Raw genomic sequence first — 25,383 nt, forward strand, 5'->3', positions numbered from 1 at the left:
TTTGTGGTCCAAAAAATGACGCCGCTACTGGAGTGGTAGTGCCCGTCCAGTTGGACACATTTGTCTCTGGAATATCTCGCACAAAAAACCCCGGGCTTGCGCCCGGGGCCGGTTGTGGTTCAGCTTGTGAGTTTAGCCGCTATTGGCCAGCTTCTTCACTCACTCTCCAGCGTCATCACTAGGCGCATCTTCTCCTTCACCAACGCCCGCAGCAACGGGCTCGGGCTCGTCTTCTTTGGTTTTGAGGCCTTCAAAGATAAGCTGCTTCTTATCGCCGACTTTCTTGGCTTCGACCTTGATAAGGTCTTTGCCGTTGAACTCGCCCTTGAGGAGTTCTTCGGCCAGTGGATCTTCGATGAACGACTCGATAGAACGACGCAACGGTCTCGCACCGTAATCGGTGTTTGAGCCCTTCTTGATGAGGAATTCTTTCGCGTCGTCCGACAGCTCAAGTGCGAGACCTTTCTCGCTCAGACGCTGACGCACCTTGGAGAGTTCCAACTCGACGACTTCCTTGAGATCTTTCTCGGTAAGGTGACGGAACACGATGATATCATTCACGCGATTGATGAATTCGGGACGGAACACCTTCTCGATTTCGTCGGTCACGCGGCTCTTCATGCCATCGTAGGAAGCATCGTCATCCGGCTTCTGGAAACCGAACGAGGCTTCGTTCTTGATCGCATCGGCACCCGCGTTGGTGGTCATGATGAGGATCACATTGCGGAAGTCGACATTGCGACCGAAGCTATCGGTTAGGCGCCCCTCTTCCATCAACTGCAGGAGCATGTTGAAGACTTCGGGGTGAGCTTTCTCGATTTCATCGAGCAGCACGACGGCATAAGGACGACGGCGGATTTGCTCAGTGAGTTGGCCACCCTCTTCATAGCCGACGTAGCCGGGAGGGGCACCAATCAGACGACTGACGTTGTGCTTCTCCATGTATTCGCTCATGTCAATCTGGATGAGCGCTTCCTCATCGCCGAACATGAACTCAGCCAGCGCCTTGGCAAGCAAAGTCTTACCCACGCCTGTCGGGCCAGCAAACACAAACGTGCCGGTTGGCCGTTTGGGATCTTGCAGACCGCTACGACTACGACGCACGGCTTTGGCGATGGCCTTGATGGCTTCGTCCTGGCTGATGACCTTCTCGTGAAGCTCGTCTTCCATGTTCATCAGGCGAATCGTGTCTTCGGTACTCATGCGTGTGAGCGGAATTCCAGTCATCTTAGAGACGACCTCTGCGATCACGTCTTCATCGACCACGCCACCGTTCTCTCGTGATTTCTCACGCCACTGGGCAGTGATGTCTTTCTTTTTCTTCTTGAGCTTGTCGGCCGAATCACGCAGGGCAGCAGCCTTCTCGAAATCTTGATTGGCGACCGCTTCTTCCTTCTCGACGTTTAGCTGCTCGACTTCTTCGTCGATCTCTTTCAAGTTTGGCGGCTTGCTCATAGTTTTCAAACGAACGCGAGCACCCGCCTCGTCGATCACGTCGATTGCCTTATCTGGCAGACAACGCCCGGTGATGTACCGATCAGACAGCTCGACAGCAGCCTTTACGGCATCGTCGGTGATTTGCACGCGATGATGCTCTTCATAGCGATCTCGCAGACCCACGAGAATCTTGACCGTGTCATCCGGCGTGGTCGGCTCGACCAGTACCTCTTGGAAACGACGGGCCAAGGCAGAATCCTTTTCGATGTACTTGCGATACTCGTCGAGCGTGGTAGCGCCGATGCATTGGATCTCGCCTCGGGCAAGGGCCGGCTTGAGCACGTTGGACGCATCAATGGCACCTTCAGCCCCACCGGCTCCGACCAATGTATGCAGTTCGTCGATGAACAAGATCGTGTTCTTGGCACGGCGTACTTCGTTCATGACGGCTTTGATACGTTCTTCGAATTGGCCGCGATATTTGGTTCCAGCGACCATCATGGCGAGATCAAGCACAACAATGCGACGTTCAAGTAGGATTTCTGGCACGTTGCCGTCAATCACGCGTTGAGCGAAGCCTTCGACGATAGCGGTTTTGCCTACGCCAGCTTCGCCGAGCAGAACCGGATTGTTCTTGGTACGACGGCAGAGCACTTGGATGGCGCGTTCGATTTCCTTTTCGCGACCGATTACTGGGTCTAGTTTCTTTTGCTTGGCGAGTTCGGTGAGATCGCGTCCAAAGCTATCCAAGGCTGGCGTCTTACTCTTGCTGCTCTTGCGGCTTTCGCGTTCTTCGCCCCCCTCGCCACCGCGACCACCCCGGCCGCCGGTGCTCTCTTCACCTTCGATACCGTGACCGAGCAGATTAAGGACTTCTTCGCGAACGTCTTCGAGCTTCAAGCCGAGATTCATAAGCACTTGAGCGGCAACGCCCTCTTGCTCACGCAACAAGCCGAGCAGGATGTGCTCTGTGCCGACGTAGTTATGATTCAGATGGCGAGCCTCTTCCATTGAGTACTCGATCACTTTCTTTGCACGCGGCGTCTGAGGCAGCTTGCCCATGGTGACCATGTCCGGGCCGCTCTGGACGAGCTTCTCGACTTCGAGGCGGATTTTCCGCAGGTCGACATCCAGGTTCTTCAGCACGTTAGCAGCAACGCCTGAACCCTCCTTGATGAGCCCAAGCAACACGTGCTCGGTGCCAATGTATTCGTGATTGAAACGCTGCGCTTCTTGGTTGGCCAGTTGCATGACCTTGCGGGCGCGGTCGGTAAAGCGTTCGTACATGATGTTCCTCTATTCCCTTGGGGGCGTCCGTCCTCAGTTGAGGGCGGCTAAGCGACGTTTCTATTCTCAAACGGTCGCTCTGTCGTTGGTGATTCTAGATCCTGCTTATCTAAATGCTGTTCTTCTAACTGTTCTTCTAAACCGTGAAGCGGCAATATTGTTGGAGTTTCCGTCTCGTCTTCCTCACTCTCAATCTCGATCGTTACCTCTTCGACCACTTCTATCTCTTGGCGAATCTCATCAGGTCCCTTGCTGAGCAACCTTCGCTCCGCGGCGATCTCTGCTTGCCACGGGGCTGCGGCTTCCCATTTTTCGATTTTGTCTAGTTCCTGGCAAGCGTCTTGCGGGCGATCTTGCCGACGCCATAGCGTGGCCAGCATCAACGCGGCTGAGACATCTTGCTTCTCTTGCTTCAATATCTTTAGCAGCAGTTGCTCGGTGGCGACCCAGTCGCCAGCCAAGTATTTCTGCTGCGCTTCCTTGTATCTCAACTCGCTGCGCTCGCTAGGGTCGAGCCCATCGCGCTCACCTAGCTCCGCCAAGTAGCGTCGCCAATCGGCACGTCCTTCCACCCAAGCGAGCACCCATAAAGTTGCGAGCAACCCGGCCCCCACGGTCTTCACTTCTGGGGGCATCCACTCATTCCAAACCAGCGTGGCAGCAATCCACACATTCAGTAGTACTGTAAATCCTACCGCCAGCGCCAAACCTGCCCAAGACCCCCTGGCCCACAAGTGGGGCAATCCGGGCCATAAGTAGGCTGACCAATGGAGTTTGGGTTGCGACACGCAATAAGTCCTTTTCTTGCGATTTGCCACGAATAACGCGGCTGTGAAAGTCTAGCCCGCTGCCTGCGCTATTCAAGGCTGGCTGTGCTATTGGTGCTTGGGCAAGCTAAGCCATCGTCACTTGCGCAGCAGCAACTGCCACTTTTGCAGCGGCAAGGCGAATCTGGACCTTCACCTGTTGTGGGAACAGAGGAAAGATAACGATAATGACGAGTTCGGGCGAGATCGGTTTGAGGGGTCCGGGAAACGGAAAACCGCCGAAGATCGCTCAATTTGCCCGTGAGCAACCCAGCACCCTCGGCCGCTTGCGGCTTAGCTGCCACCGGAGGGCGGTAATAGACGCGATAGCCACTAGCGCCGCTGCTACGCCGCAAGCGGCGTTCCGAGTATTGAAAGCCACTCCACATTTCACAAAATTCCATGCCCCCATTCGACTCCGCCATCCTTCGCATTCTCGACGCTTCGCTCAATCGGTCGACTGAGGGGCTGCGCGTGGTGGACGATTACGTGCGGTTCGTACTGGACGATGGCTTTCTCACTTCTCAGCTGAAGCAATTGCGGCATGACTTGGCAGCTTCTGCTGCACAGCTCAACGTAGGCGAGCGGCACGCCGCAAGAGACATGGCGGGCGATGTTGGTGCGGCGATCTCTACCGCGAGCGAGCGCAGTCGTGTGGACACCTGGAGCGTATGCCGGGCAAGTTGCGAGCGGGTGAAGCAATCACTGCGGAGCCTCGAAGAATACTCCAAAGTGTCCAGTTCAGATCTGGGCGCTCAGCTGGAACAGCTGCGGTATCGGTTCTACGATTTCGAAGCCGCTTTGGGCAGGACACTCAACTCACGGGAACGACTTGCCAACGTGCGACTTTGCGTGTTGATCGACGGAGGTGAATCGGAGGAGGCATTCGCTGAGCTCGTTGGACAGTTGATCGACGCTGGGGTGGGGATGATTCAATTACGGGATAAGAAACTCAGTGACCGCGAATTGCTCCGGAGGACTAGAACCATCGTTGAACGAATACGACTTGAGCAGCTGAAGTCCGACTCCGACGGGCCGATTTGCTTTGCGATCGTCAACGATCGAGCTGACATTGCCTCTGCTGCAAACGCTCACGGCGTCCACCTGGGACAAGACGATTTGAGCATCACGGCAGCCCGTAAGATCATTGGGCCTAGCCGACTTATTGGTTACTCAACGCATTCTCTCGAGCAAGCAGAGCAGGCGGTTCTCGAAGGAGCCAATTATTTAGGCGCGGGACCGACATTCCCTTCACAAACCAAGTCGTTCGACGAATTCCCGGGGCTGTACTACCTGAGCGAAGTCGCCGAGTCGATTACGCTACCTACGTTTGCGATTGGAGGTATCACCACCGAGAATGTTGAACAAGTTGTCGAGCGGGGCATGTCACGCATCGCGGTGAGTGGGGCTGTAGCTCGTGCGAGTGAACCGGGAAAAGTCGTCGAAAAGCTCAATCGCTTGCTCACGAGAGAATAGCCGCAGGATAACATCCTGCCGGTGCTGAGGAGAAAATTTGCCGCGAGTGAAAGCTTTGAAGAAGCGGTGGACTCTGAGAGCAACTCTCCGGCGAGATGTTATCTCGCGGCTACTTTTCTTTTGTGGTTATTTCACAAGAAAGGTCTGAAATGCTTGCACGCTGACGCTCAGGCTTAAGCGCGGTATGATAACCGGTTCACTCAAAACCTGCGAACTTCAAACAACATCGAAACATGCTTCACGCAATCATTATGGCCGGGGGGACCGGCACGCGATTTTGGCCGGCTAGTACCGCTACGCGGCCAAAACAGCTCTTGAATCTCGTGGGCAACGAGAGCATGATCCGCCAGACGGTGGATCGGCTGGGCACTCTCATTCCTGCTGAGCAAACGCTCATTGTGACCAACCGGCGTCTGCTGCTGTCCATCCAGGAACAACTCCCAGAACTGCCCGCCGCTTCGCTGGTGGGCGAGCCTTGCAAGCGCGACACGGCACCCTGCATCGGGCTGGCAGCACTGCTTGTTAGCAAAAACGACCCCGATGCCACGATGGCGGTCATGCCGGCCGATCATGTGATTCGCTCGACCGATCGGTTTCAGTCTGCGCTCAAACAAGCGGCCAGACTTGTGGAAGACGCACCTGATCGAATCGTTACCTTTGGCATCCGCCCCACGTACCCAGCCGAAATCTTCGGTTATATTCAGCGTGGTTCGCGCATCGAAACGCACGATGGTGAGGCACCAACGTTTGTCGTGAAGCAATTCCGCGAAAAGCCCGACGCAGCCACCGCAACGCAATATGTGGCTGAAGGTGACTATTACTGGAACTCCGGCATTTTCATCTGGAAGGCGAAAACCATTCTCGACGCGTTGGCCAAACGTCAGCCCGAAATGCTCGAGCACCTCGAGAAAATCGGTGCCGCCTGGGGAACCGATCAGCAGGGAGCAGTCCTTGAAAAGGAATTCACTGCCATCAAGGGTATCTCGATTGACTATGCCGTCATGGAACACGCGAAGAACGTAGCCGTGATCGAAGCGCCCTACGACTGGGACGATCTGGGCGGTTGGAAGTCGCTGGAGCGGCTCGTCGGCGAGGACCGCGACGGCAATACCATCGTGGGCAAGCATCTTGGCTTGAACACCAAGGGAACCATTGTGCGGGGCGAGGGCGACCACCTGATCGTCACGCTTGGCCTAAAGAACTGCCTGATCGTTCACACCGAAAACGCCACGCTAGTGGCGAACAAGGACGATGAGGAATCGATCCGCGAAGTGGTGAAAGAATTGGAAAAGCGTGGGTGGAAAGAGTATCTGTAAGTGAAACATTCCTAGGAGACATGAATGAACAGTCAATATGCCCTGCTTGCGAAAGATCGTGTGCCCAGTCGCGATGAATGGCAGAAGTCCATAGATAATTGCGGTTTTGACTTCCAGATTGATCCAGAACTCAAGCCCTTCGAAGATTCTGGGTATTTGCCCTGCAAGCTCAGTGGTAAGGACGCAGGTTTCGAGATCTATTACGACACATCTCCGGAAACTTTAGCTCAGTTCAGCTCCATTGCCCCTTCAGCAAGTTGCTCAATTGAGTTTGGCTGGGGCGGTGAAATGATCGAATGCGCGTCAGCAATGATAGCTTCCTATTCCCTCGCTAAAGACTTTGGGGCAATAGTCTCGTATGAAGGTGAGAAACCGTATCAAGACCTTGAGCCCTTCCTGAATGATACCAATGCGATCATTGAAGATGCAATGAAATAGATATGTCCTCCACTCGCATCATCGGTATCGACTACGGCACCGTCCGCATCGGCCTCGCTACGGCTGACCTAGAGCTCGGCATCGCCGGGCCCTATGAGAATTACAATCGCCGCAGCGAACGACTCGATGCGGAGTACTTCGCACGGCTCGCGAAAGAAGAACGCCCGCTGCGATTTGTGGTTGGCCTGCCGGTGCATCTCAGCGGTGAGGAGAGTCAGAAATCACAGGAGGCTCGTGCGTTTGGCGCATGGTTGGAAAAGCTAACCAGCGTGCCGGTGGAGTACTTCGACGAACGTTTTACCAGTAGCGAGGCAGAGAGAATTCTCGGCGAGGCGAACCTCACGAAGAAGAAACGCAAGGCGCGGCTTGATCAACTAGCAGCGCAGATCATGCTCACGGCGTATTTAGAAGCTGGTGCCAAGGGGCAGAACAACCCGGGAGGGATTGAATAATGGATCGCCTCGTTTTCGGTTGTGGTTATCTGGGAGAACGGGTTGCAGCACAGTGGCGTGAGTCGGGCGATACGGTGCACGTGGTCACGCGCTCGATGGAATCCGCGGTGGCTTATCGCGAGTACGGCTACGAGACCATCGTGGCCGACGTCACGGATCCCAACACCTTTGGCGAACTGCCTGAGGTCGATACCGTGCTCTATGCCGTCGGTTACGACCGCACTTCCGATCACAGCATTGAAGAAGTTTACGCACAAGGCGTTAGTAACGTGTTGGCAGCATTGCCGGAGAGCGTCGAACATTTCATTTACATAAGCACCACCGGCGTTTACGGCGACGCGAATGGTAAAGTAGTTGACGAAACAACGCCGACCAGCCCGCACCGTGCAGGCGGGAAGGCTTCGCTGGCGGCTGAACGATTTCTCACGGAATCTCTCTTAGAGAGCGCGCCGCAAAGCCGGCAAGCGGCGATACTGCGCTTGGCGGGCATTTACGGGCCGGGACGGGTTCCTTATTTGGAGAAGCTGCGAGCCGGTGAGCCGATCGCTGCACTGAGTGAGGGCTGGTTGAACTTGACCCACGTTGATGACGCGGCGCGGGTTGTTGTGCAGGTGGATCGTTGGCTTGACGGAGGAGCTTGGAACGCCGAGGACCGGGCCGTTAAAGCGATTCGACCCGTGATCTTCAATGTCAGCGATGGCTCGCCAGTCGTACGAGGCGACTACTATCGCGAAGTGGCACGGTTGATCGGCGCTGCTGAGCCGCAGTTCGAGCAGCCAGAGCCCGATTCTCCCAAAGCTGCACGGGCGGCGACGAATAAACGGATTAGCAATGCGAAGCTCTTGGAGGAGCTGGAGATAAAATTCCAATACCCCAGCTATCGCGAAGGCTTGAAAGCGATTTTGGGGTGAGCGGCTACTCCCAGAGCCATCATGCGAGTAGTAGCCGATTGAACTATTAACGCACTACGCGACTGCTTACGCATGTGGGCTCGGGGCTTTCCGGACGTTATTGAGAACTGTTCTCGACAACCGCAAGGATTCGCTAATCCCCGGGCGTCAACCGTTGCGTGTTGGTGGCGGTAATCTCTAGAATTGCGGTACGAATCATTGTCGCGACATAAAAACATAAGAATTGATACTACTATGCTTGAACGGACTCCTCTATTTCCGCACGTCATTGAACTGAACCACCAGGCTCAGCGACGCATCTCCTGTAGCGTTTACCTGATCTACGACGATGCTGAGTGGGCACTGATCGACATCGGGTATGAGGACGCCGTCCAGGACTGCATCGACTTGATCCGCGAGTTGGATTTCCCGTTCAGCAAATGCAAGACGCTGATCGCTTCGCATGCGGACGTCGATCACATCCAGGGCTTGGCCACGGCAAAGCAATTACTGAAGACAACGGTCACCGCCCACCCGCTAGCGGCTAAGCACTTGGTAGCAGGCGATGCCATAGCCACGTTCGCGGAGATTGCTGCTCAGGACATTCATCTGGAGATGCCTCCGGTGGAAGTCGAGAACCAGGTGAAAGATGGCGACACGCTAAAAATCGGCGGCCTCGAACTGGAAGTCTGGCACACTCCAGGGCATACCGATGGGCAACTGAGCTTCCGCATGGGCGAGTTGCTGTTCTCCGGCGACAACCTGTTTGCCGACGGTTGCGTGGGAGCCATCGACGCCCATCACGGCAGTAGCATCCCGGACTTCATCACTTCGCTCGAACGCATCAAAGCAAGCGACGTGAAGTGGTTACTCCCCAGCCACGGGCCCGTGTTCCGCAAGGACAATTCACTAATCGACAAGACGCTTGCCCGACTAGAAACCTATCTGCACATGGCCGACTTCGGCACGTGTGCCATCGATTGGCCACTGATGGATCAGTGGGAGAAGAACTTGGTCGATGGGAAGATGCCAGAGTAATACGAAGTCACCAATGAACTAGTCTAAATGACCAATCGCAAGCGGTTGTAATCGTGCATTGGTCATTGGGACTTGGTCATTGGTCATCCACGCTAGCACTGGCAACTTTTCCCGGTTGTGCGGGTTATTCCTCAACCTTCTGGGCCTTTCAGTCCGATTCCCTTATTGAGAGCTTATCTGCCCAGGTCCGCGCTTCGTTTGCGGTGGGCTTTACGATCGAGGGGGGGAAACATGATCCGTCGGATCTGCCTAGCGAGCCTTTGCTTTGCTGCCTTTGCCTGTGTGAATTCGCAAGAAGAAGCCAGCGCCCAGCAAGCATACGGACGCCAATGGAATTCAACGTACACTACGCAGGACTGGAATCGGTTCTACCACTACCCGTACGTCTACTATCCACAGAACTTCTGGGGCGACGAGTACTATCGCAGTGCCGATAGCCTGTACCACCGCTATCCGCCCGAAATGCGTATTCCGGTCTACAACCGCCACTGGCATAACTACTATCCGAACCGTCGGAAGTACCACACCGGGCATCACTTCAATCTCGATGTGTTTTGATGCTAGTCGCGATACGTTAAGAACCGATTGGGGGCATGGGCAGCTTGCTGCCCTTGTCGCCTAGGGTTCGTCTTGTATTGCTAGCACGCTACTTCTATCTCGTTTCAGCTTGGCAGAGTTCTGCAGAGACGGAATGTCGGAGGGGCTGAGCGTAGGGAAGGGCTTCGAGAGGCAGCGAGCTCAACGGACGAAGATCACTCTTCCAAATCAAGTGCCAATCGACGGTAGATTTCCACGGCTTTCTCAAGCTGCTCGACTTCGATCCATTCGTCGGCGGTGTGCGCTTGGGCAATCGAGCCAGGGCCGAACACAACCGTGGAAATTCCTGCGGTAGCAAGCGTGGCCGCGTTGGCGCCATAGGGAACGCCCTTGAGTTGGCCCGTGTCGGCGACTTCTCGAGCGATATTTGAAAGCCGCTTGGCTAGAGGAAGGTTATCGCCCTCGGCAAGGCCGTGACTTTGCATCCAAGGTGGCTGGTGAGCTACCGTGCAGTCGAGAAGTTCTGCGTGCTCTTCTATCCAACGGGAGAGCTCAGCGAAGGCTTCCTCGGGGGTTTCCTCCGGTGAGAGCCGACGATCGATATTCACTGCTGCGATCTCGGGAACGGTATTTGCACCGGTGCCGCCGTGGAAGGTGGTGACGCTCACGGTAGGTCGTCCGCAGCGTGGGTCTTCGGGCCGTTGGGCAAGAACTTCGCTTTCGTAAAGTTGCACAGCGCGAACGATCGAAGCCATGGCGTAGATCGCGTTCGCGCCCTCTGAGGGTTGCGATGAATGCGCAGCACGCCCGTGCGTTTCCACTTGCCAACGCGCAACGCCACGGTGCGATACGACGACATCAAGTTCCGTGGGCTCCGCCACTACCGCGGCCCGTGGTTTCAATCGGGCTACCGTTTCGCTAGAGAGTGTTCCGTGCGTTTGGTGGTTGGATGTGCCATTGGTGTCGCTCCATAGCTCGGCCAGCGCACGCACCCCGGTGAATCCGCACTCTTCGTTGATTGTGGATGCGAAGAGCACCGGCCGGGGTAAGTCGGGGTCTGTTCCGATCTCAGCTAACGCCACTAACATGGCCGCCATGCCACCTTTCACATCGCACGCACCGCGGCCATAGAGCCTCCCCTGTGCGTGCTTCGCATCAAACGGATTGCAGGTCATACCTTCAGTGGAAACGGTGTCCTGATGGGCCTCAAACAGCATAGGAGCCGCCTGAGCCCCACCCTGTGGGGGCTCAGACACCGAATTTGGCCCAAAACCAACCAGGGCGAGGAAGTTATCACGACCAGGGTGGACGCTCTGCCTGAGCCAAGGCCAGCCCTGCTGCTGGGCAAAATTCTGTAGAAAATCCGTCACGCGGCCCTCTCCGGCGTCGGGATCGTCAGGTGCGGTAAGCAGGGGATTAACGCTTGGGAGGGCAATTAGCTGCTCGAGGAGCTGGACGGAGGCGGACGACATATCGTGTTGATTTAAAAGAACTTAGGGCGGAAAATGAGGTGCTTGTTATAAACTTTTCACCTGAATCAGCGAAGTTAAGGTGACAAAGTCGTTGCAAAACTGTGAACCGTTCATTAAGATCGCTACATGCAAGGGGCAACCTTTGCATACTTTTGCCCTTCGCGGGTTGCTGCCCCACTCGCGAAGGGTTTTTTCATGCGCTGTGCTGTAATACCAGGCTTAAATACGAAAACTCTTGAGCCGGCAGGCGTAAGCCGCTGGGGGGGCACTCTCGCTGGGGTGCACTCTAACAAACTTCAACCCGACTGCTAACGCATGTTGGCTCGCCCTGTGCTTCCCAGCACGTTTCTCCTTTGCATTACGCCTTGGATTCTGCCCCCAGGGCAGTATTGTAAGTGGTAGGTCGTGAATCGTGCTTCTGCAGGCAGCTATTCTACCAGTAATCGCCTGCTCCGACGCGACCAGTCCCCCCTTCCACCTTGGCAGTGCCCGTCGGTGCTGTTGCTTCCGTTGGAGAGTCATTGATGTCAGAGAGTATTGAGCCGCAACTTGTGGAGTCCATCCTAGAAGGTTTTGCCGACCCGGAAACCGGTCGGGGGCTGAAGACTATGGGCCAAGTGGCCGGCGTGCAGATCGACGGCAATCGGGTCGCCGTGAAAGTCGGCCTCACAACCTACTCTGGTCCGCTGTGGGAACAAACACGGCAATCCATCGAAGATCGCCTCAAAGAGAAACTCCCTGGCTCGGCGGACGTGAGCGTGGAAATCACAACTCATCAGCGCCCTGCCGAACCGATCGGCAGCATTGGGCTCACTGCGAAGAGCGTCATCGCCGTTGGCTCTGGCAAAGGGGGCGTGGGAAAAAGCACCGTCGCTGCGTCGCTTGCCTACGGCTTGAAGGCGAGTGGTTGCAAGGTGGGCATCATGGATGCAGACGTCTACGGCCCGAGCATTCCGCATTTGCTGGGAGTTCCCGACGCCAAGCCCACGGCAGAGGAAAAACGCCTCCAGCCGATCGAGACAGACGGCATACGCTTGATGAGCATGGGCTTCTTAGTCCCCCCGGGCGAAGCAGTCGTTTGGCGCGGGCCCATGTTGCACGGAGCAGTCACCCAGTTCCTGAGAGACACCGACTGGGGCGATCTCGACTATCTGATCATCGACATGCCACCAGGTACCGGTGACATCGCATTGACGCTTTCCCAACTGTTACCGCTCACCGGGGCAGTGGTCGTGTGTACGCCACAAGAAGTGGCACTGCTGGATGCCGTCAAGGCAATCGCCATGTTCCGCAAAGTGAATATTCCCGTGCTGGGCATGGTTGAGAACATGAGCTACTTCCTTTGCCCAGACAATGGCAAGCAGTATGACATCTTCGGCACAGGCGGCGCGCGGGAAAAAGCGGCAGAGCTGGAAACACCGTTCCTGGGTGAAGTGCCCATTCAAATCCCAATCCGCGAGCGCGGCGATGCGGGCGACACGGCGGGCAACTTGCTGGACTCACAAGCGAGCGCTTACTTCGAGCGGATTTGCTTTAATCTGGTGAGCGGAATCACCACGGCACGCGTGGATAGTCCACCGATGCCGACGTTGTCGGTGCTGTAAGAAGTTCGGGGGGGGAGGGGGGAACTCCACCTGCGCGCAAATTGCGCAAACTGTGGGGCAAGAACGATCATTTCCGATTGCCGCTCATCGAGCCTACACGTCGAATCTAAACGTCTAGGCCCAGCAACCGCATCAACGTAAGCGCATTGCTCTTGGGCACCACACCGGTACGCATTTTGTAGTCGAAGGTCATCTTGCCATCGACCGATTCGTCGCGGAAGTGAACGTTCTTGGCGGGCAGTTCCTGTTCGTTAACGATCTCACTGAGCGATAGGTCGTGGGTGGTCACCAAGCCAACTGAGCCCGATTTCAAGAGACTATGGATCACGGCACGAGCACCGACGAGCCGGTCATGGGAATTCGTGCCGTGGAGGATTTCGTCGAGTAGGAAGAGCACCTTTTGAGCTTCATTCAATTTATCCTCGGCGAGTTCGACAATAAGTTGAATTCGCTTCAACTCAGCAAAAAAGTGCGAGGTGCCGGTTTGCAACGAATCCTGCACCCGCATCGCTGCCGCCACTTGCAGACGAGAGAGCTTCAGCTCGCGTGCGAACACAGGTGCTCCGGACCAAGCCAGCGCAGTGTTTATCCCTACCGAACGCATCAGTGTACTCTTTCCTGACATGTTCGAACCGGAAATCAATAGCAACCTGCAGCCCTCGCCGAGCGCCACATCGTTGGCGACAGCTGCAGCGCTGGGCAGTAGCGGATGCGAGAGCCCATGAGCAGTGAACTGCGGTGCACCCTCCTCTATTTGTGGAAAACAGTACTCAGAATTTTCAAAGTGCAACTGTGCGAACGCCAAAAGTGCTTCCAGCTCTCCGGCGGCGTCAAACCAGCGTGCGACGTGCGATCCATGCATTGAGCGCCAATGATCGATCTTGCAGGCAAAGTGCAATCCGACCATCGAAATCAGTGCCAGAGGTGCAATCATTGCATTGCGGCACATATTATCAAACTGACTAACCGTGCGTTCCAATTGATGGATCTTCTGGGAAGTCGGGGTGCCGTCTTCTACCAATTCATGCCGGAGACGTTTGATCGCGGGGTCGTCACCGCGGACAGTTTCTAGTGCGGAAACAACTCGCACAATCCGCTGCAACTCTAGGACAGCATGTTCACTATATTGCTTGATGGCAAGTAACGTCGCACGGAGGTGATAGAGGAACCCCATCTGCAGGAGGACGACGAGGATCAAGAGCGAGAGTGATTTCGATGTAGACACTGTGCCCATCGCAATCGTTACGAAAAAATGCCCCAGTGCTAAAACTCCCATCACCCCGAGTAATAATCCGACGGCCGATACCCAAGTCGCAGTCAGCTCCCCTGGATTGGCAAGCCACTTTTGGAGCTGCATTGCATCTTGTTGCGATTGTTTGGTTGGCCCGATAATCGCCAATCGCTCGCGAAGATCGAGCTGATCGCGCAAATTGTGAACCGCCTTTTGCCGATCGAGAATAGTTTCCTTCGAGGGCAATGCCTTGTTAGCTTCTGGTGCCAGCCATGAAGCCAAAGTTTTCTCCCCGGCAGGCGTCACTGGCGAATTGAGAAGTTGAAACAACGAACCGTGACCGAAAATATCAAGATCGCCGGAGTAGGGATGCAGCGGATCGATGAACTCTTCGCCGTCCGGTCCGATGCCAACCCACTTGCCGTCGAGTCGCTTCAGGCAGCGCTGGTAGTGTTCAATAGCACGTGTGGCCACGAGCAATTTACGTTTGATCGACCCGTGGTAGAAGACAGTGCCGATAAAGATCCCAATTGGAAATAGTAAGAATTGCCAAGGGACTCCCCATCCTCCAAACACAACCCAGGTGGCAAGCAGGGCAGCGCAGAGGAGCGCTGTGCGTAAGCTCACGGCCTGATCGTCTTTACGGCGAAGACTGGCGTACGCTTGCTGTCGAGCTTGCAGGCGTTTTTCGTATTCGGAGCGGCAATCCATAAATGCTTGTTTTCAGCCACCAACTAGCTGGTGGAATTCCCCTCGCCTGTCGCAGTGCTTGACGCGCTTTCAATGAAACTGAGAAGAGGTCACCCGGATCGTATGCTAAGCCGTGCTCAGATGCAAACCTCACTCACAAAGTCACTGCTTGGCAAGCCGGCAGTAGGCACCCGGCAAACGCAGCTAAAACAACTACTTCCAACGTGGCAGAATTTGGCTCGTTTGGCTACCAACGCTAATGCTCTTCGTGGTGTCTCCCTCACTAGCCAATAAGGCATCGACATGGGCTAGACGCATTCACAAGAAAGTTCGTTCTCGGAATTGACGGCGAGTAGACAGTGGTTCGACAGAACCTCTTTTTCTACGCTCCGTAAGAATTACGCCGAAGGCATAAATCTGTAAAAAGAAGATCATCTACAAACTGCCAAGTCCACTCCACCACAGCGCATGAAAAAAGGGCCGCTGCGTCGCGAGGCAGCGGCCCTTTTCGATAGGCTAACGGTCTAGCGTTTCTTCTTACGAGTCTTACGCTTGGCCGTTTTCTTTTTCTTGGCGGACTTCTTCTTTGTCTTCCGCTTCGCAGTTTTCTTCTTAGCGGCCTTTTTCTTCTTTTTCTTGGCCGTCTTTTTCTTGGCAGCTTTCTTCTTCGTCTTCTTCTTCGCTACCTTCTTCTTTTTACGCTTGGCGGTTTTCTTCTTGGCGGCCTTCTTCTTCTTTGTTTTCTTCTTGGCTACCTTCCGCTTGGCGGATTTCTTCTTGGCGACTTTACGTTTCGCCTTTTTGCGCTTTGGGGCTGCCTTCTTCTTTTTGGCAGCGCGTTTCTTCTTCTTGGCCACAGTCATTCCTCCTAAATAGAGTTCTGGTGACGTGTGCCTCTGACTGTCGTGAGCACCCTCCTTGAGGGAGAAGCACCCGTCGATAGCTAGGCGGTTAAACTCACGCCACGCTTACTAAACTCGACCGCTCATCCGGAGCAGGTCGACGCATCTCACGAAACCTGACGAATCTCTCCTGGCGATCAATTCGCCAGATACTTTTTCTCGTGCGGTTCGTAATGGCTTCAGCAAGTATTCGTTTCATGCGAAACGCATGCTTGCATCGGTTGGCCGTATTTGTACGGATACTTGAATTTTGTGCAACACTTTTTCTAGAAAAAACTTGTGCCGCAAACTCGAATTGTGGACCTGCAAACTCGTTCTCATGCGCAAACGACGCGCGCAAGGGCGCCTTTGAGATTCCTAAGTCGCAAATTCACCTCCCGCAAATTGAAGTCTTACATTCCTCACAAACGTCGCTCTTGTCCAACCTCGTTTATCAATATTGTGGCACTACATCTGCGATATGAATGGTAGATTTCAGAGCGATCCAAAGCGTGGTCTGATCAACCAAGTACGAAACCGCATCGACTAACTTCCCGGCCGCTTCTGTGCCCATCGCCAGGACGCAAGAGGCAACGTGCCAGGAACGGCGCAAAAAGGGATCTCGCACACAAATCACTTTATTTAAGTGTTTTCGCATGTCCTGCCTGCTCATCAACTGCTGCGTGCCAACTTCGCTGCACACGGCAACACCAACTTGCGATTGGCTCTCTTGCCTTGCCGAAAGAGGTTGGATATTGCGGTAAATTGGCAAAGCGATTGGGCATGCGGCACTGTGATTGAGTTTGCTAAATGTTGTATGCAACACGCTCGCCCAAGCAGCATGCGTTGCGTCGTTGGAAACCCACGAGATTCGACTTGCGATGTGCGTTCACGGCGTCGCACACTACCAATGCAGCGCGCTATTGCTAACGACAACGAGATGAAAAATAGTTGCGAAACTTCTCCGGAATTTTTTTACACTTTTTTTTCTGATCAGGCGTTTTTTTCTACGAAAGCGCGCAAATTGCGTTTTCACAAACCAAATCGCGATGCGCACGACGCGTGACAATCGCAGCGATCGTTACACGATCATGGGCATCGCGCACTCGAGTTGATGCGCGCTACGAGATGCGAATTGATCAATGCTCGCGCGCCCAGAATCTCAAACTGAGATTAGTTTCGTGCGTTTTAACACCTACCAACGACTCGCTCCGTAACTTTGATACGTGCGCCAGTTGCCATAAGCGAGATAGCCGAACAGAAACGCCAGGAAGAGCTGCCCGCTAACGAGCCCGTAGAGTGCCATAAGCCCTCCGACTGCCATACTGAGTTGCAAGGAAAGCAGAATCCCGCGTTGCGGTTGGTTGACGGTAAGCAATTCGCGCGCAACTTGCCCACCATCAAGCGGGTAGAGCGGCAAGAGGTTCATCAAGCCCCACAGGATGTTGATTTGCATGAAGTACGACACTAGGTAGTTAGCCGCCTTGCCAGCGTAGGGCTCCCAATAAAAACTGCCGAGTAACAACGGGAAGGAGAAGGCTTCGCTGAGGCCAGCCTTTTCGAAATTGAACTCACGGCCCGACTGCCAGCCGATGGCGTGCCCTGAGAGTCGCACGAGCAAGAAAGTTGCCGCTGCAAGGAGAAACCCGGCACACGGCCCCGCCAACGAGATTTCGATTTGCGATTTAGGCGAACGTTCTTCCCCTTCGCTGATCGCTAGCCCTCCGAAACCGTGCAACACGATTCTTGGTCGACCACCGTAGCGGCGTTGCAGGAAAGCGTGCCCCAGTTCATGGACGAGAATCGAGACAAGCATCGCAACGATCCAAATAATAATTTGAACTGGCGGTGTGCCGTTCTTCATGTCCAAACCCAAGAACACGGCAACCAGCCAGAAGAACGGATGCACGCGCACCGGAAAGTCGAAAAGGCGAAAGTGAAGATCGCCTTGGGTGCGTGGCGGTTCAAAGAGCATAGCGGCAAGCCTTGAGTAGCGGGTCGAAGTAGACGCACCCAGCTTACGCCGCGTTGGCAATGCTTGTCGAGACAGTGTCTGTTGATTTTGCGTCCGTGCCGCCAAGCGCCTTAGCGATGTAGACGGCCGCGCGCACCGACGCGCCGCCCTGCCCTACCTGCTCGCGGAGTTCTGCTAATTCGGTGTGCCGTTTTTCCAATTGCGACTCGTCTCTAAGCCACTCAATAATGTGCGCTGCAAGCTCACCAGAGCGATCTGTACTGGTTAGGTACTCAGGCAACAACACGTGTGCGTCCTGGGGATCGTTCCGATCGTAAATGCCCACGGGCCGCTTGCGAAATGGATTGTCGGTGGTCATCAGATTCACAAGCGTGATGTAGCGGACGCGCCTTAGGTATGGCTGCACCAGGAACGAAAACCTGTTGAGGTGGTAATGGATGACGCTCGGTTTCGCATGGTAGAGCAGTTCCAACGATACAGAGCCAGAACAGGCCAAGCAGCAATCGGCCGCTTCGATGAGCTCGCCGGTGCGCTGGGTGTGGATCTCTACGCGGACTTTGCTCTTATTCGCTAGGCGACGCGCCTGAATGGTTTGCTTCTCGTTAAACGCGGCAATGGCAAAGCGTGCCTCAGGGACTTTCGCTACGATGTGCTCGGCTGTCTTGAGGAAACACTCCAGGTTGCCCGCTACCTCTTGATCGCGCGAGCCGGGCAGGATGGTCACTAGCGGCCCGGCGCCCTCTCGTTGCTGGGCCACGAAGTCTTTATCGATATTGCGTCCACGCAGTTCATCGAAGTACGGATGCCCCACATAGGTGGCATTACAGCCGCGATCTCGGAACCATTTCTCCTCGAACGGTAACTTGCAGAGGGCATGATCTACGTAGCGGCGCATCTTTTTGATGCGATACTCGGCCCACGCCCACAGTTGGGGCGTGCCATAGTAAAACACGGGGATGCCGCGTTGTTTTGCACGTCGGGCGATCCACCAGTTAAACCCGGGGTAGTCAATCAACACGACCGCGTCAGGGCGGTGTTCTTCAAAGTATTGATCGGCTCGCTTGAGCAGGCCGAGGAACTTGTGAATGTTCAATAGCACCTTGAGCACCCACATGACGGCCAGCTTCGTGAGGTCTTCGTGCAGTTCACAGCCAGCAGCAGCCATCTTAGGGCCGCCGTAGCCGACAAACTCGCACTCTGGCATTTGTTTACGCAGCGCGTGAATTAAGTTCGCGCCGTGCAAGTCGCCAGACGGTTCGCCAACAGAGAAGAAAATTTGCATCGGTTCGAGGCTCGCTGCTAACACAGAATTACGGGCCGCGAAGTATGGCAAAAGGGGCAAATCAGGGGAACGCCGGTTTTTGTGCTGCCAAACGAAGAAAACTCGCGCAGAGACGCGGAGACGCAGAGCAATAGACCGGATAACAGGATGAGCTGGATTGAATAGATGAGAACTCGGAGACGGGTTTCACTCGGACGGATTAATGGCGTTTCAAACCAATACTATTTGAATTCCAAATTTCTCAGTTCGATCCTGTCAATCCAGCTCATCCTGTTGTCCGGTCCAAAACATCCTCTGCGTCTCCGCGTCTCTGCGCGAGTCATCACGCTGCGTGACGAGGCTCGGCTAAGCGAAACGTCTGCAGCGTAGCAAGCATTAATGCGATAGCTCCAAAGGCGAAGATCGGTGTGTAACCAGTCCAACGAATGAGCACGCCCACGGGAACTGCTCCGAAGATGACGGGCAGCGCTAGGCACATGCTCACAGCGCTCACATAGCGTGGGTGTTCCGACGCCGGAGCAACTTCAAGTGTGTAGTTGATCAAAATGCGCATCGTGACCGGTGTGAAACCTATGGGGGCGAACATCAACCAATACCACTGGCGGCTGACCTCTTCAGGCAACAAGGAGAGTACCACTGCCATCAGCGGCGCGAGCGAAGCACCAAACAAAGTAAGACGCAGCGCAGCACGGTTGCCCAGCCAATCGGCAAGCGGGCCGATGATGAGGCTAAAAATCGCAACGGCAATGTGTTGTACGCAGACCCATTTCATAAGCACGGTCATCGAGACCTCGTCTTCGCCACGACCGAGAGTTTGGTAGTGCGGGAACATCATGAACGTCGCGCTGAATAGCACGGCGACCACGGCAAGTCGTGCAAAGTTAGGATTCTCCTTGGAAGTATTCCAAGCATTCTGGAATCGCTGCCAGAGCGGGGTGATCACTTCTTGAAATCCGTCGGGCTCTTCAACTGTCATGGCTACAAACATTGAGGCCAATGCGAAACCGAGCGCCGGGGCCGCGAAGATGTAAACGAAGCCCGTCGTGGGATCGGCTAACCATCCGGGCAAGAAATACCATGCCGCCAGAATGGAAGTGGGTGCGCCCACGAGTACCGTCGCAGCAAACAGCCGCCCGCGTAGGTTCGCCCGGATGAGCTTCCCCTGCAACGCGTGCGCCGCTAGTTGATTCATTCCGGTCGTGCAAAAGAACACGGCATACAACGCAAGGAACAAGTACGGCATCCACACCGCGGGGCTACCGTCAGCGGCCTGCCACCAGCCGTTCGCCCAGATGATGGCAAGAATTGTGAAGGGGATCGCCATCGCAAAGGAACCAACCGTGACAGCCCACTTCTTGCTGGGCAGCACCTTTAGACGGCGCGCGAACAGCACCTGCGGTACGCTGAAACCCAACCGGTTGAAAACCATCAGCGAGCTGCGCATCACCGGCCCGCCACCAATGAAATCCATCACCGCTGGCATGATGATGCTCTCGGTCTTGAAAATCCAACCAATGCGAAAAAGCACTTGGTGAATCATCAAGAAGATAAAGTTGCGTCCCTCACGCGGTCCATCTGCCTGGCTGACACTCGCCGGCGTTTCGACCGGGACCGCAAGCGTTCCACCCACGAGCTCCTGAGGAGGCGTCTCTTCAATGAGTTGAGGCATAGTGGAAGGCAACGGTTGGCGGGCTCACTCCGGTGGGACGGGAGCAAATGGGTGAGGTGGGAGCCGCATTGTAGCAGCTATTCAGAAGACACGAGCAGCACAAATACGGTTCGCTACCTCTAGGCCCCCTAGCCGCGAGCTAGCAGCTCGCCGGAGCACAGAGGTTGGGTGTCCTATCGAGCAAATTCCCAGCATCATGAAAGGCTGCGGCTACCGGCAGTACCCTGCCACTATGCTTCACTCAGATACTGCGACTCGTTGAACTCTTGCCCCGCTTCGACCAACTTCGCCACCGCGGCAGCATCATGGGCAACCAGCGGGCTGATTTCTACATCCACGCCGTCTGCGACTTTTGCACCGGCGGCGGTCAGCCAGCGGCGGTGTTGGTCGAGTAGATACTGCTGCACATACTTAGGAGTATCTTTGGGAGCTCCCGGTGCGTTTTTCAGCGGGGCGAAGACTTCACGCTCTGCGAACTCGACCACAATGGGTCGTTTGGCTTGGGGCAGCAGGTCGAAAATGAACCGCTCGAACTTCAAGGCGTTTTTTTCTTCGGGCTCAAGTAGCTTGCCTGACTCGTCTAGAAAGCTTGCCTGCTTATGTGCGGTGTGGAATGGAAGCGAGTCTTTGAGCTTCAACGACCGCTCTAAGAAAGCAACGTCGAATACATGAATCGCAATGCTGCCCGCCCAGAACTTGAGTCCACCGTCAGCGCCCTGTTGTTGGGCAATGGACTCAGGGAAATCGCTGTACTCAATCACATGCAACGCGTCATCGACGAGCACAAAGTTGCCCAGCTTTTCCTCGGGCGTCTGCTTGGCAATGGTGAGAGACGTGAGTTCCGATTCAGCCAGCAGGTGCGAGCCGATAAGTTCTTCATCGCAAATCGGCGCGAGCGGATTGTCAACCTGAAAGTAAAACAGCTGCTTGACGCCGTGGCGATGCATGTGCTCGATCGCGCCACTGTCGGCCAGTGCGGCAACGGTACCGCCGTGGCCATTTGGGCTTAGGAACAATTCGTCCTTGGCAGACATCAGCACCTTGCCCTTCTTGTCATCAACGGCAGGCATGGTCCCTTGGCAGAAGATCACCAAATCGTCTTCAGTGAGGCCGAAGCGATGATGCTTCTCTACGAACTCGACCGTGTCTTCGTGCGTCACGGGGCTAGTCATCAGGTACAACGGTATCGGCTTGCCATATTGCCTGCTGAGCGCGCGGACCTTCTCAATGTGAATTTGCAGGAGTGTCGCTTCGGAGAGCGGCCCGATGGGGTACAGGCTCTTCGGTTTCTCAAACCCGAGGCGGCTCCCCTGCCCTCCGGCTACTAACAGTACGCCCATTTCTCCAGTCGCTAATGCTGACTTGCCACGCAGCTTGGCTTCTTCCGGGGTGAAACCTAACCCAGACTTCGCGTTGGCCTTTCGATCAGCTAGTCGCACCGCCGGTGGCGGCTCGGCTTTGGCAGAAAGCGCGGCCCAGTCGGGCTGCTCCACTTCGCCGCGGAATAGCGAGGCGACTAGGTCGAAGTCGATGTTGTTGATCTGGCCGGCGAGCTGCCCTCTGCCGGCGTCATCCAGTTCGTCCCAGAAGGCGAGCAGATGCTCCTGCCCGTGGGCTCTGAGTTTTTCTTGTAGTTGATCGAAGCTCGTTACATCAGCGCTCAAAACACTCATCCTCTCACCCAGGTATACGCTAGCCAGCACAGTAGCGGGAAACCCACAAAAACTAGTCCGTAGGTCACCAACGAGGTCCAAACGTGTCGCGGCCAGCGTGCCATAGTAATGTGGTTCTCAATAGTTATTTGTCGAATCCGTCGATTATCGATGCTCACCGGGCCAATTGCTAGCCCGCCGCTTGCGGCTTAGCGGTCCTAGTAGACGTGCTAAGCCGCAGGCGGCAGTTGCTTGACCGCCCTGATAACCGCTATACTCTTCGCTTGCAAAAGAGTTTACCCATTCCAGTTTTGAGGAGATTCCTCCCGTGGCATCCGGCAAGTACCTATTCACTAGCGAAGCAGTCAGCATGGGGCATCCCGATAAGCTGGCCGACCAAATCTCTGACGGCGTGCTCGACGCCCTATTCGCCCAAGACCCCCAAAGCCGCGTGGCGTGCGAAACGATGGTCACGACTGGCGTCGTTGTCATCGCCGGCGAGATCAGCACCAAGGCCTCGGTCGATATGCAGAAAATCGTGCGCGAGGTCATCAAGGATGTGGGCTACACGGATGCTTCGATGGGCATCAGTGCCGACCATTGCGCCGTCATGGTCGCCATCGATGAACAATCGCCGGACATAGCCATGGGTGTCGATAGCGACACATCGACGGGCAAGGAAATCGGTGCTGGCGACCAGGGCCTCATGTTTGGCTACGCTTGCAACGACACCGAAGAATTGATGCCGCTACCAATTGCCCTCTCGCACCGCATCCTCAACCGACTGGTCGATGCCCGCAGAAACGGCGATATGGCTTGGCTGCGTCCCGACAGCAAGAGCCAAGTTACCGTCGAGTATGATGGCAACACACCAGTTCGCATCGACACGGTGGTCATCAGCACCCAGCATGATGAAAGCGTGCTAACCAGCGACGGCAAGCTGATGGCTGAGGAAGCAAAGAAAGAGATCATCGAGAAGATTATCAAGCCGGAGCTGCCGGCTGACCTCGTCGATGGCGACATTACGTATCACATTAATCCAACGGGCAAATTCGTCGTGGGCGGCCCCCACGGCGACTGCGGCCTGACTGGCCGGAAAATTATCGTCGATACTTACGGCGGTTGGGGCCGTCACGGTGGCGGTGCATTCAGCGGTAAGGACCCCACCAAGGTAGATCGCAGTGCTGCCTACATGGCGCGCTACGTGGCAAAGAACATCGTCGCCTCGGGTCTTGCCGATCGCTGCGAGGTACAACTGGCCTACGCCATCGGCGTGAGCGAGCCGGTGAGCATCTACGTGGATACCGAAGGCACCGGCAAGATTGAAGATTCCGTGATTTGTGATCTGGTGAAAGAGCATTTCCCGCTCACACCTGCCGGGATCATTGAGCACTTGCAGCTTCGCCGGCCCATTTACCGCAAGACGGCTGCCGGTGGCCACTTCGGCCGCAGCGAGCCCGAATTCACGTGGGAGAAGACCGACGTGGCAGAGAAGCTCTCGGCAGCAGCCGCAGCAGGTGCTACGGCTTAGTAGCAACTCTCGAGCCGTCATGAACCCGAGCCGACATGCCCAGGCGGTCGGCTCGGGAAGCGTGCTAGCACGGATATTGATGTAGTGGCAACGCAGGGCTATCCGCTATCGTGCTGTCACGATGTCTGCACTGCTCCAGCCTGAATTGCCACTGATTGAAACCGAGTCTGAGGACTCTGCTGCGGTCGATCTTGCGCTGGAAGAACGATTAGCCGGCTTCGAAGTCATCACTACAGCAGGTGAAGCCCCTGCTACGGTCATACGAACCACCGTGCTGGGCGTGATCGGTGCCATGATATTCGCCGGCACCGTGCTCACCCTGTGTAGACTATTCGGAGAAGCGACGGCCGACATGCCGCGCGGCACGCTGTTTGGCATCGCCTTGCTGGGCACCGTAGCCGTGAAATTCGGCCGCGTTGCTTGGCGGCGCCAATTTGGTACGCCACGCACGAAGCGGGCACGTCGGCTCGACCAACTGGTCGGTTGGGGCTCGTCGCTGGGCTTAATTCTCCTGGCTGTTGGCTGCTGTTACCCGGCGTATCGCAACAGCGATTGGTTGATTTGGCTGCCCATGCTGATTGCCGACCAATTCTGGCGGCAGACGTTCTTCGACAACGACCGCCCTAACGTGATGCTTGCGGATTTGCCTAGTGAAGAGGAATTGGCCAAAATAAAGCAGATATCTGAAAAGACCGAGGAGATCATCGACTCCGAAGAAACTCGCCTCGGAGAAGAAGTCCTGCAGCAGTTGTTTCGAGTACGCGATGAACAAGGCTACGAAGTCATTTATGGTACGGTACGGGCCGGCTTTGTGACTGGTCAACGCCACGCCACCGTGCACGTAGGTTTTTGCCCCCCGTTGGCGGCTACGCCGTCGGTCGAGGCAGAGGCGTGCGATTTCGAGGAAGCCAAGGTAAAAGTTGCTCAGGCAATGGCCCACGGTGTGCGACTGGATGTGCGGCTTAGCGAACCGGCTGAAGAGGCTTGCTCAGTGACGATCGATCTGGCAGCTACGCCGAATTCTTTAAGTCGTAGCTAAGGGGTGGCATGGGCAACAAGTTGCCCATGCCACCCCTTAGTTGCCAATGCCACCCGGTCTCGCGTTGTTCGCATCTCGCCCTAGCGGTATAATCCGCGCCGTATGACTAACTTACGCATTGGCCTTGGGGAGGACTCACATCGCACAGCAGGTGGTGGCCCGTTGCGAATCGGCGGCATCGAAGTTCCGCACAACCAGCACACCGTGGGGCACAGCGACGCGGATGTACTCCTCCACGCAGTGACTGACGCATTACTGGGAGCCGCGGGACTGCAGGACATCGGACAGTTGTTCCCGAATAACGACCCGGTCAATGCGGGACGAGATTCTGCTGAGTTCCTGAAACTTGCCTACGGACGAGTAAAAGAGTCTGGATATACACTGGTGAACCTTGATGCCGTAGTCACCGCTCAACAACCCAAGCTATCGCCACACAAGGAAGCTATTGTCACTCGAATCGCTGAAATCCTGCAATGCGAACGAAGTCAAATTAACGTGAAAGCCAAGACCGGCGAAGGCGTCGGGCCGGTCGGTCGCGGAGAGGCAATGGAAGCAAGAGTCGTTGCGTTGATTGAAGTAAGAAGCGATTGACCAATACTGAAACTCAGCACAGCTGCACCGGCAGGCCCAACTAGGATTACTCTGGGACTGCGGCCATTTTTGCGTACAAAATTTTGATG

The 25,383-nt window shown here is 55.5% G+C and carries 20 protein-coding genes; 11 read left to right on the top strand and 9 right to left on the bottom strand.

The annotated features are described in order from the left end of the window. Nucleotides 1-159: 159 nt before the first annotated feature. Nucleotides 160-2,724 carry an ATP-dependent Clp protease ATP-binding subunit gene (locus HG15A2_RS21445; protein ID WP_145063169.1) on the bottom strand — a complete coding sequence of 855 codons (2,565 nt, stop codon included), beginning with the start codon at nucleotides 2,722-2,724 and terminating at the stop codon, nucleotides 160-162. A gap of 47 nt (nucleotides 2,725-2,771) precedes the next feature. Beyond that, nucleotides 2,772-3,512, bottom strand: coding sequence for a tetratricopeptide repeat protein (locus HG15A2_RS21450; RefSeq protein ID WP_145063171.1), 741 nt, complete (start codon nucleotides 3,510-3,512; stop codon nucleotides 2,772-2,774). A gap of 420 nt (nucleotides 3,513-3,932) precedes the next feature. On the opposite strand from HG15A2_RS21450, the gene HG15A2_RS21455 reads away from it, so the two are divergent. The 7 genes from HG15A2_RS21455 to HG15A2_RS21485 all read left to right on the top strand — a co-directional run bounded on the left by HG15A2_RS21455 (nucleotide 3,933) and on the right by HG15A2_RS21485 (nucleotide 9,698). Further along, nucleotides 3,933-5,006, top strand: a complete 1,074-nt coding sequence (locus HG15A2_RS21455) for a thiamine phosphate synthase (RefSeq protein ID WP_145063173.1) — start codon at nucleotides 3,933-3,935, stop codon at nucleotides 5,004-5,006. 233 nt (nucleotides 5,007-5,239) lie between these two features. Then, nucleotides 5,240-6,322 carry a mannose-1-phosphate guanylyltransferase gene (locus HG15A2_RS21460; RefSeq protein ID WP_145063175.1) on the top strand — a complete coding sequence of 361 codons (1,083 nt, stop codon included), beginning with the start codon at nucleotides 5,240-5,242 and terminating at the stop codon, nucleotides 6,320-6,322. Between the two features lie 24 nt (nucleotides 6,323-6,346). Continuing rightward, nucleotides 6,347-6,760, top strand: coding sequence for a hypothetical protein (locus HG15A2_RS21465; protein WP_145063177.1), 414 nt, complete (start codon nucleotides 6,347-6,349; stop codon nucleotides 6,758-6,760). Between the two features lie 2 nt (nucleotides 6,761-6,762). Continuing rightward, a complete protein-coding gene (ruvX, locus tag HG15A2_RS21470; protein ID WP_145063179.1) occupies nucleotides 6,763-7,212 on the top strand; it encodes a Holliday junction resolvase RuvX in 450 nt (149 codons plus the stop codon). Next, nucleotides 7,212-8,123: an SDR family oxidoreductase gene (locus tag HG15A2_RS21475; RefSeq protein WP_145063181.1), complete on the top strand. Its 912-nt coding sequence runs from the start codon at nucleotides 7,212-7,214 to the stop codon at nucleotides 8,121-8,123. Before ruvX ends, HG15A2_RS21475 begins: the two co-directional genes overlap by 1 nt. 234 nt (nucleotides 8,124-8,357) lie before the next feature. Next, nucleotides 8,358-9,140, top strand: a complete 783-nt coding sequence (locus tag HG15A2_RS21480) for an MBL fold metallo-hydrolase (RefSeq protein WP_145063183.1) — start codon at nucleotides 8,358-8,360, stop codon at nucleotides 9,138-9,140. 231 nt (nucleotides 9,141-9,371) lie between these two features. Then, nucleotides 9,372-9,698: a calmodulin-binding protein gene (locus HG15A2_RS21485; RefSeq protein WP_145063185.1), complete on the top strand. Its 327-nt coding sequence runs from the start codon at nucleotides 9,372-9,374 to the stop codon at nucleotides 9,696-9,698. Nucleotides 9,699-9,892: 194 nt separating this feature from the next. Here HG15A2_RS21485 and HG15A2_RS21490 read toward each other — a convergent pair whose 3' ends face one another. Continuing rightward, nucleotides 9,893-11,149: a M20 family metallopeptidase gene (locus HG15A2_RS21490; RefSeq protein WP_145063187.1), complete on the bottom strand. Its 1,257-nt coding sequence runs from the start codon at nucleotides 11,147-11,149 to the stop codon at nucleotides 9,893-9,895. Nucleotides 11,150-11,673: 524 nt separating this feature from the next. On the opposite strand from HG15A2_RS21490, the gene HG15A2_RS21495 reads away from it, so the two are divergent. Next, nucleotides 11,674-12,753, top strand: coding sequence for an Mrp/NBP35 family ATP-binding protein (locus HG15A2_RS21495; RefSeq protein WP_145063189.1), 1,080 nt, complete (start codon nucleotides 11,674-11,676; stop codon nucleotides 12,751-12,753). A 106-nt stretch (nucleotides 12,754-12,859) separates the two neighbouring features. On the opposite strand, the gene HG15A2_RS21500 is transcribed toward HG15A2_RS21495, so the two are convergent. The 6 genes from HG15A2_RS21500 to HG15A2_RS21525 all read right to left on the bottom strand — a co-directional run bounded on the left by HG15A2_RS21500 (nucleotide 12,860) and on the right by HG15A2_RS21525 (nucleotide 22,154). Continuing rightward, a complete protein-coding gene (locus HG15A2_RS21500) occupies nucleotides 12,860-14,695 on the bottom strand; it encodes a MutS-related protein (RefSeq protein WP_145063191.1) in 1,836 nt (611 codons plus the stop codon). 503 nt (nucleotides 14,696-15,198) lie between these two features. After that, entirely contained in the window at nucleotides 15,199-15,531 is a 333-nt protein-coding gene (locus HG15A2_RS21505; RefSeq protein ID WP_218932159.1) for a hypothetical protein, read from the bottom strand. A gap of 1,219 nt (nucleotides 15,532-16,750) precedes the next feature. Beyond that, nucleotides 16,751-17,530 (bottom strand): M50 family metallopeptidase, encoded by a 780-nt coding sequence (locus HG15A2_RS21510; protein WP_145063193.1) that lies wholly within the window; start codon nucleotides 17,528-17,530, stop codon nucleotides 16,751-16,753. A 43-nt stretch (nucleotides 17,531-17,573) separates the two neighbouring features. Next, the gene (gene lpxB, locus HG15A2_RS21515; protein WP_145063195.1) at nucleotides 17,574-18,812 is read right to left on the bottom strand and encodes a lipid-A-disaccharide synthase; all 1,239 of its coding nucleotides are present in this window, start codon (nucleotides 18,810-18,812) and stop codon (nucleotides 17,574-17,576) included. Nucleotides 18,813-19,134: 322 nt separating this feature from the next. Further along, a complete protein-coding gene (locus HG15A2_RS21520; RefSeq protein ID WP_145063197.1) occupies nucleotides 19,135-20,481 on the bottom strand; it encodes an MFS transporter in 1,347 nt (448 codons plus the stop codon). A gap of 230 nt (nucleotides 20,482-20,711) precedes the next feature. Then, complete coding sequence (locus HG15A2_RS21525; RefSeq protein ID WP_145063199.1) at nucleotides 20,712-22,154, bottom strand: UTP--glucose-1-phosphate uridylyltransferase; 1,443 nt, start codon at nucleotides 22,152-22,154, stop codon at nucleotides 20,712-20,714. A 307-nt stretch (nucleotides 22,155-22,461) separates the two neighbouring features. Between HG15A2_RS21525 and metK the strand changes: the two genes are divergently transcribed. From metK to ispF, 3 genes are all read left to right on the top strand, one after another. Continuing rightward, nucleotides 22,462-23,664, top strand: coding sequence for a methionine adenosyltransferase (metK, locus tag HG15A2_RS21530; protein ID WP_145063201.1), 1,203 nt, complete (start codon nucleotides 22,462-22,464; stop codon nucleotides 23,662-23,664). Nucleotides 23,665-23,785: 121 nt separating this feature from the next. After that, nucleotides 23,786-24,703 (top strand): hypothetical protein, encoded by a 918-nt coding sequence (locus tag HG15A2_RS21535; protein WP_145063203.1) that lies wholly within the window; start codon nucleotides 23,786-23,788, stop codon nucleotides 24,701-24,703. A 102-nt stretch (nucleotides 24,704-24,805) separates the two neighbouring features. Next, nucleotides 24,806-25,294: a 2-C-methyl-D-erythritol 2,4-cyclodiphosphate synthase gene (gene ispF / locus HG15A2_RS21540; protein WP_145063204.1), complete on the top strand. Its 489-nt coding sequence runs from the start codon at nucleotides 24,806-24,808 to the stop codon at nucleotides 25,292-25,294. The last annotated feature ends 89 nt before the right edge of the window (nucleotides 25,295-25,383 follow it).

Source organism: Adhaeretor mobilis, from assembly GCF_007741515.1.
Lineage (GTDB): Bacteria > Planctomycetota > Planctomycetia > Pirellulales > Lacipirellulaceae > Adhaeretor > Adhaeretor mobilis.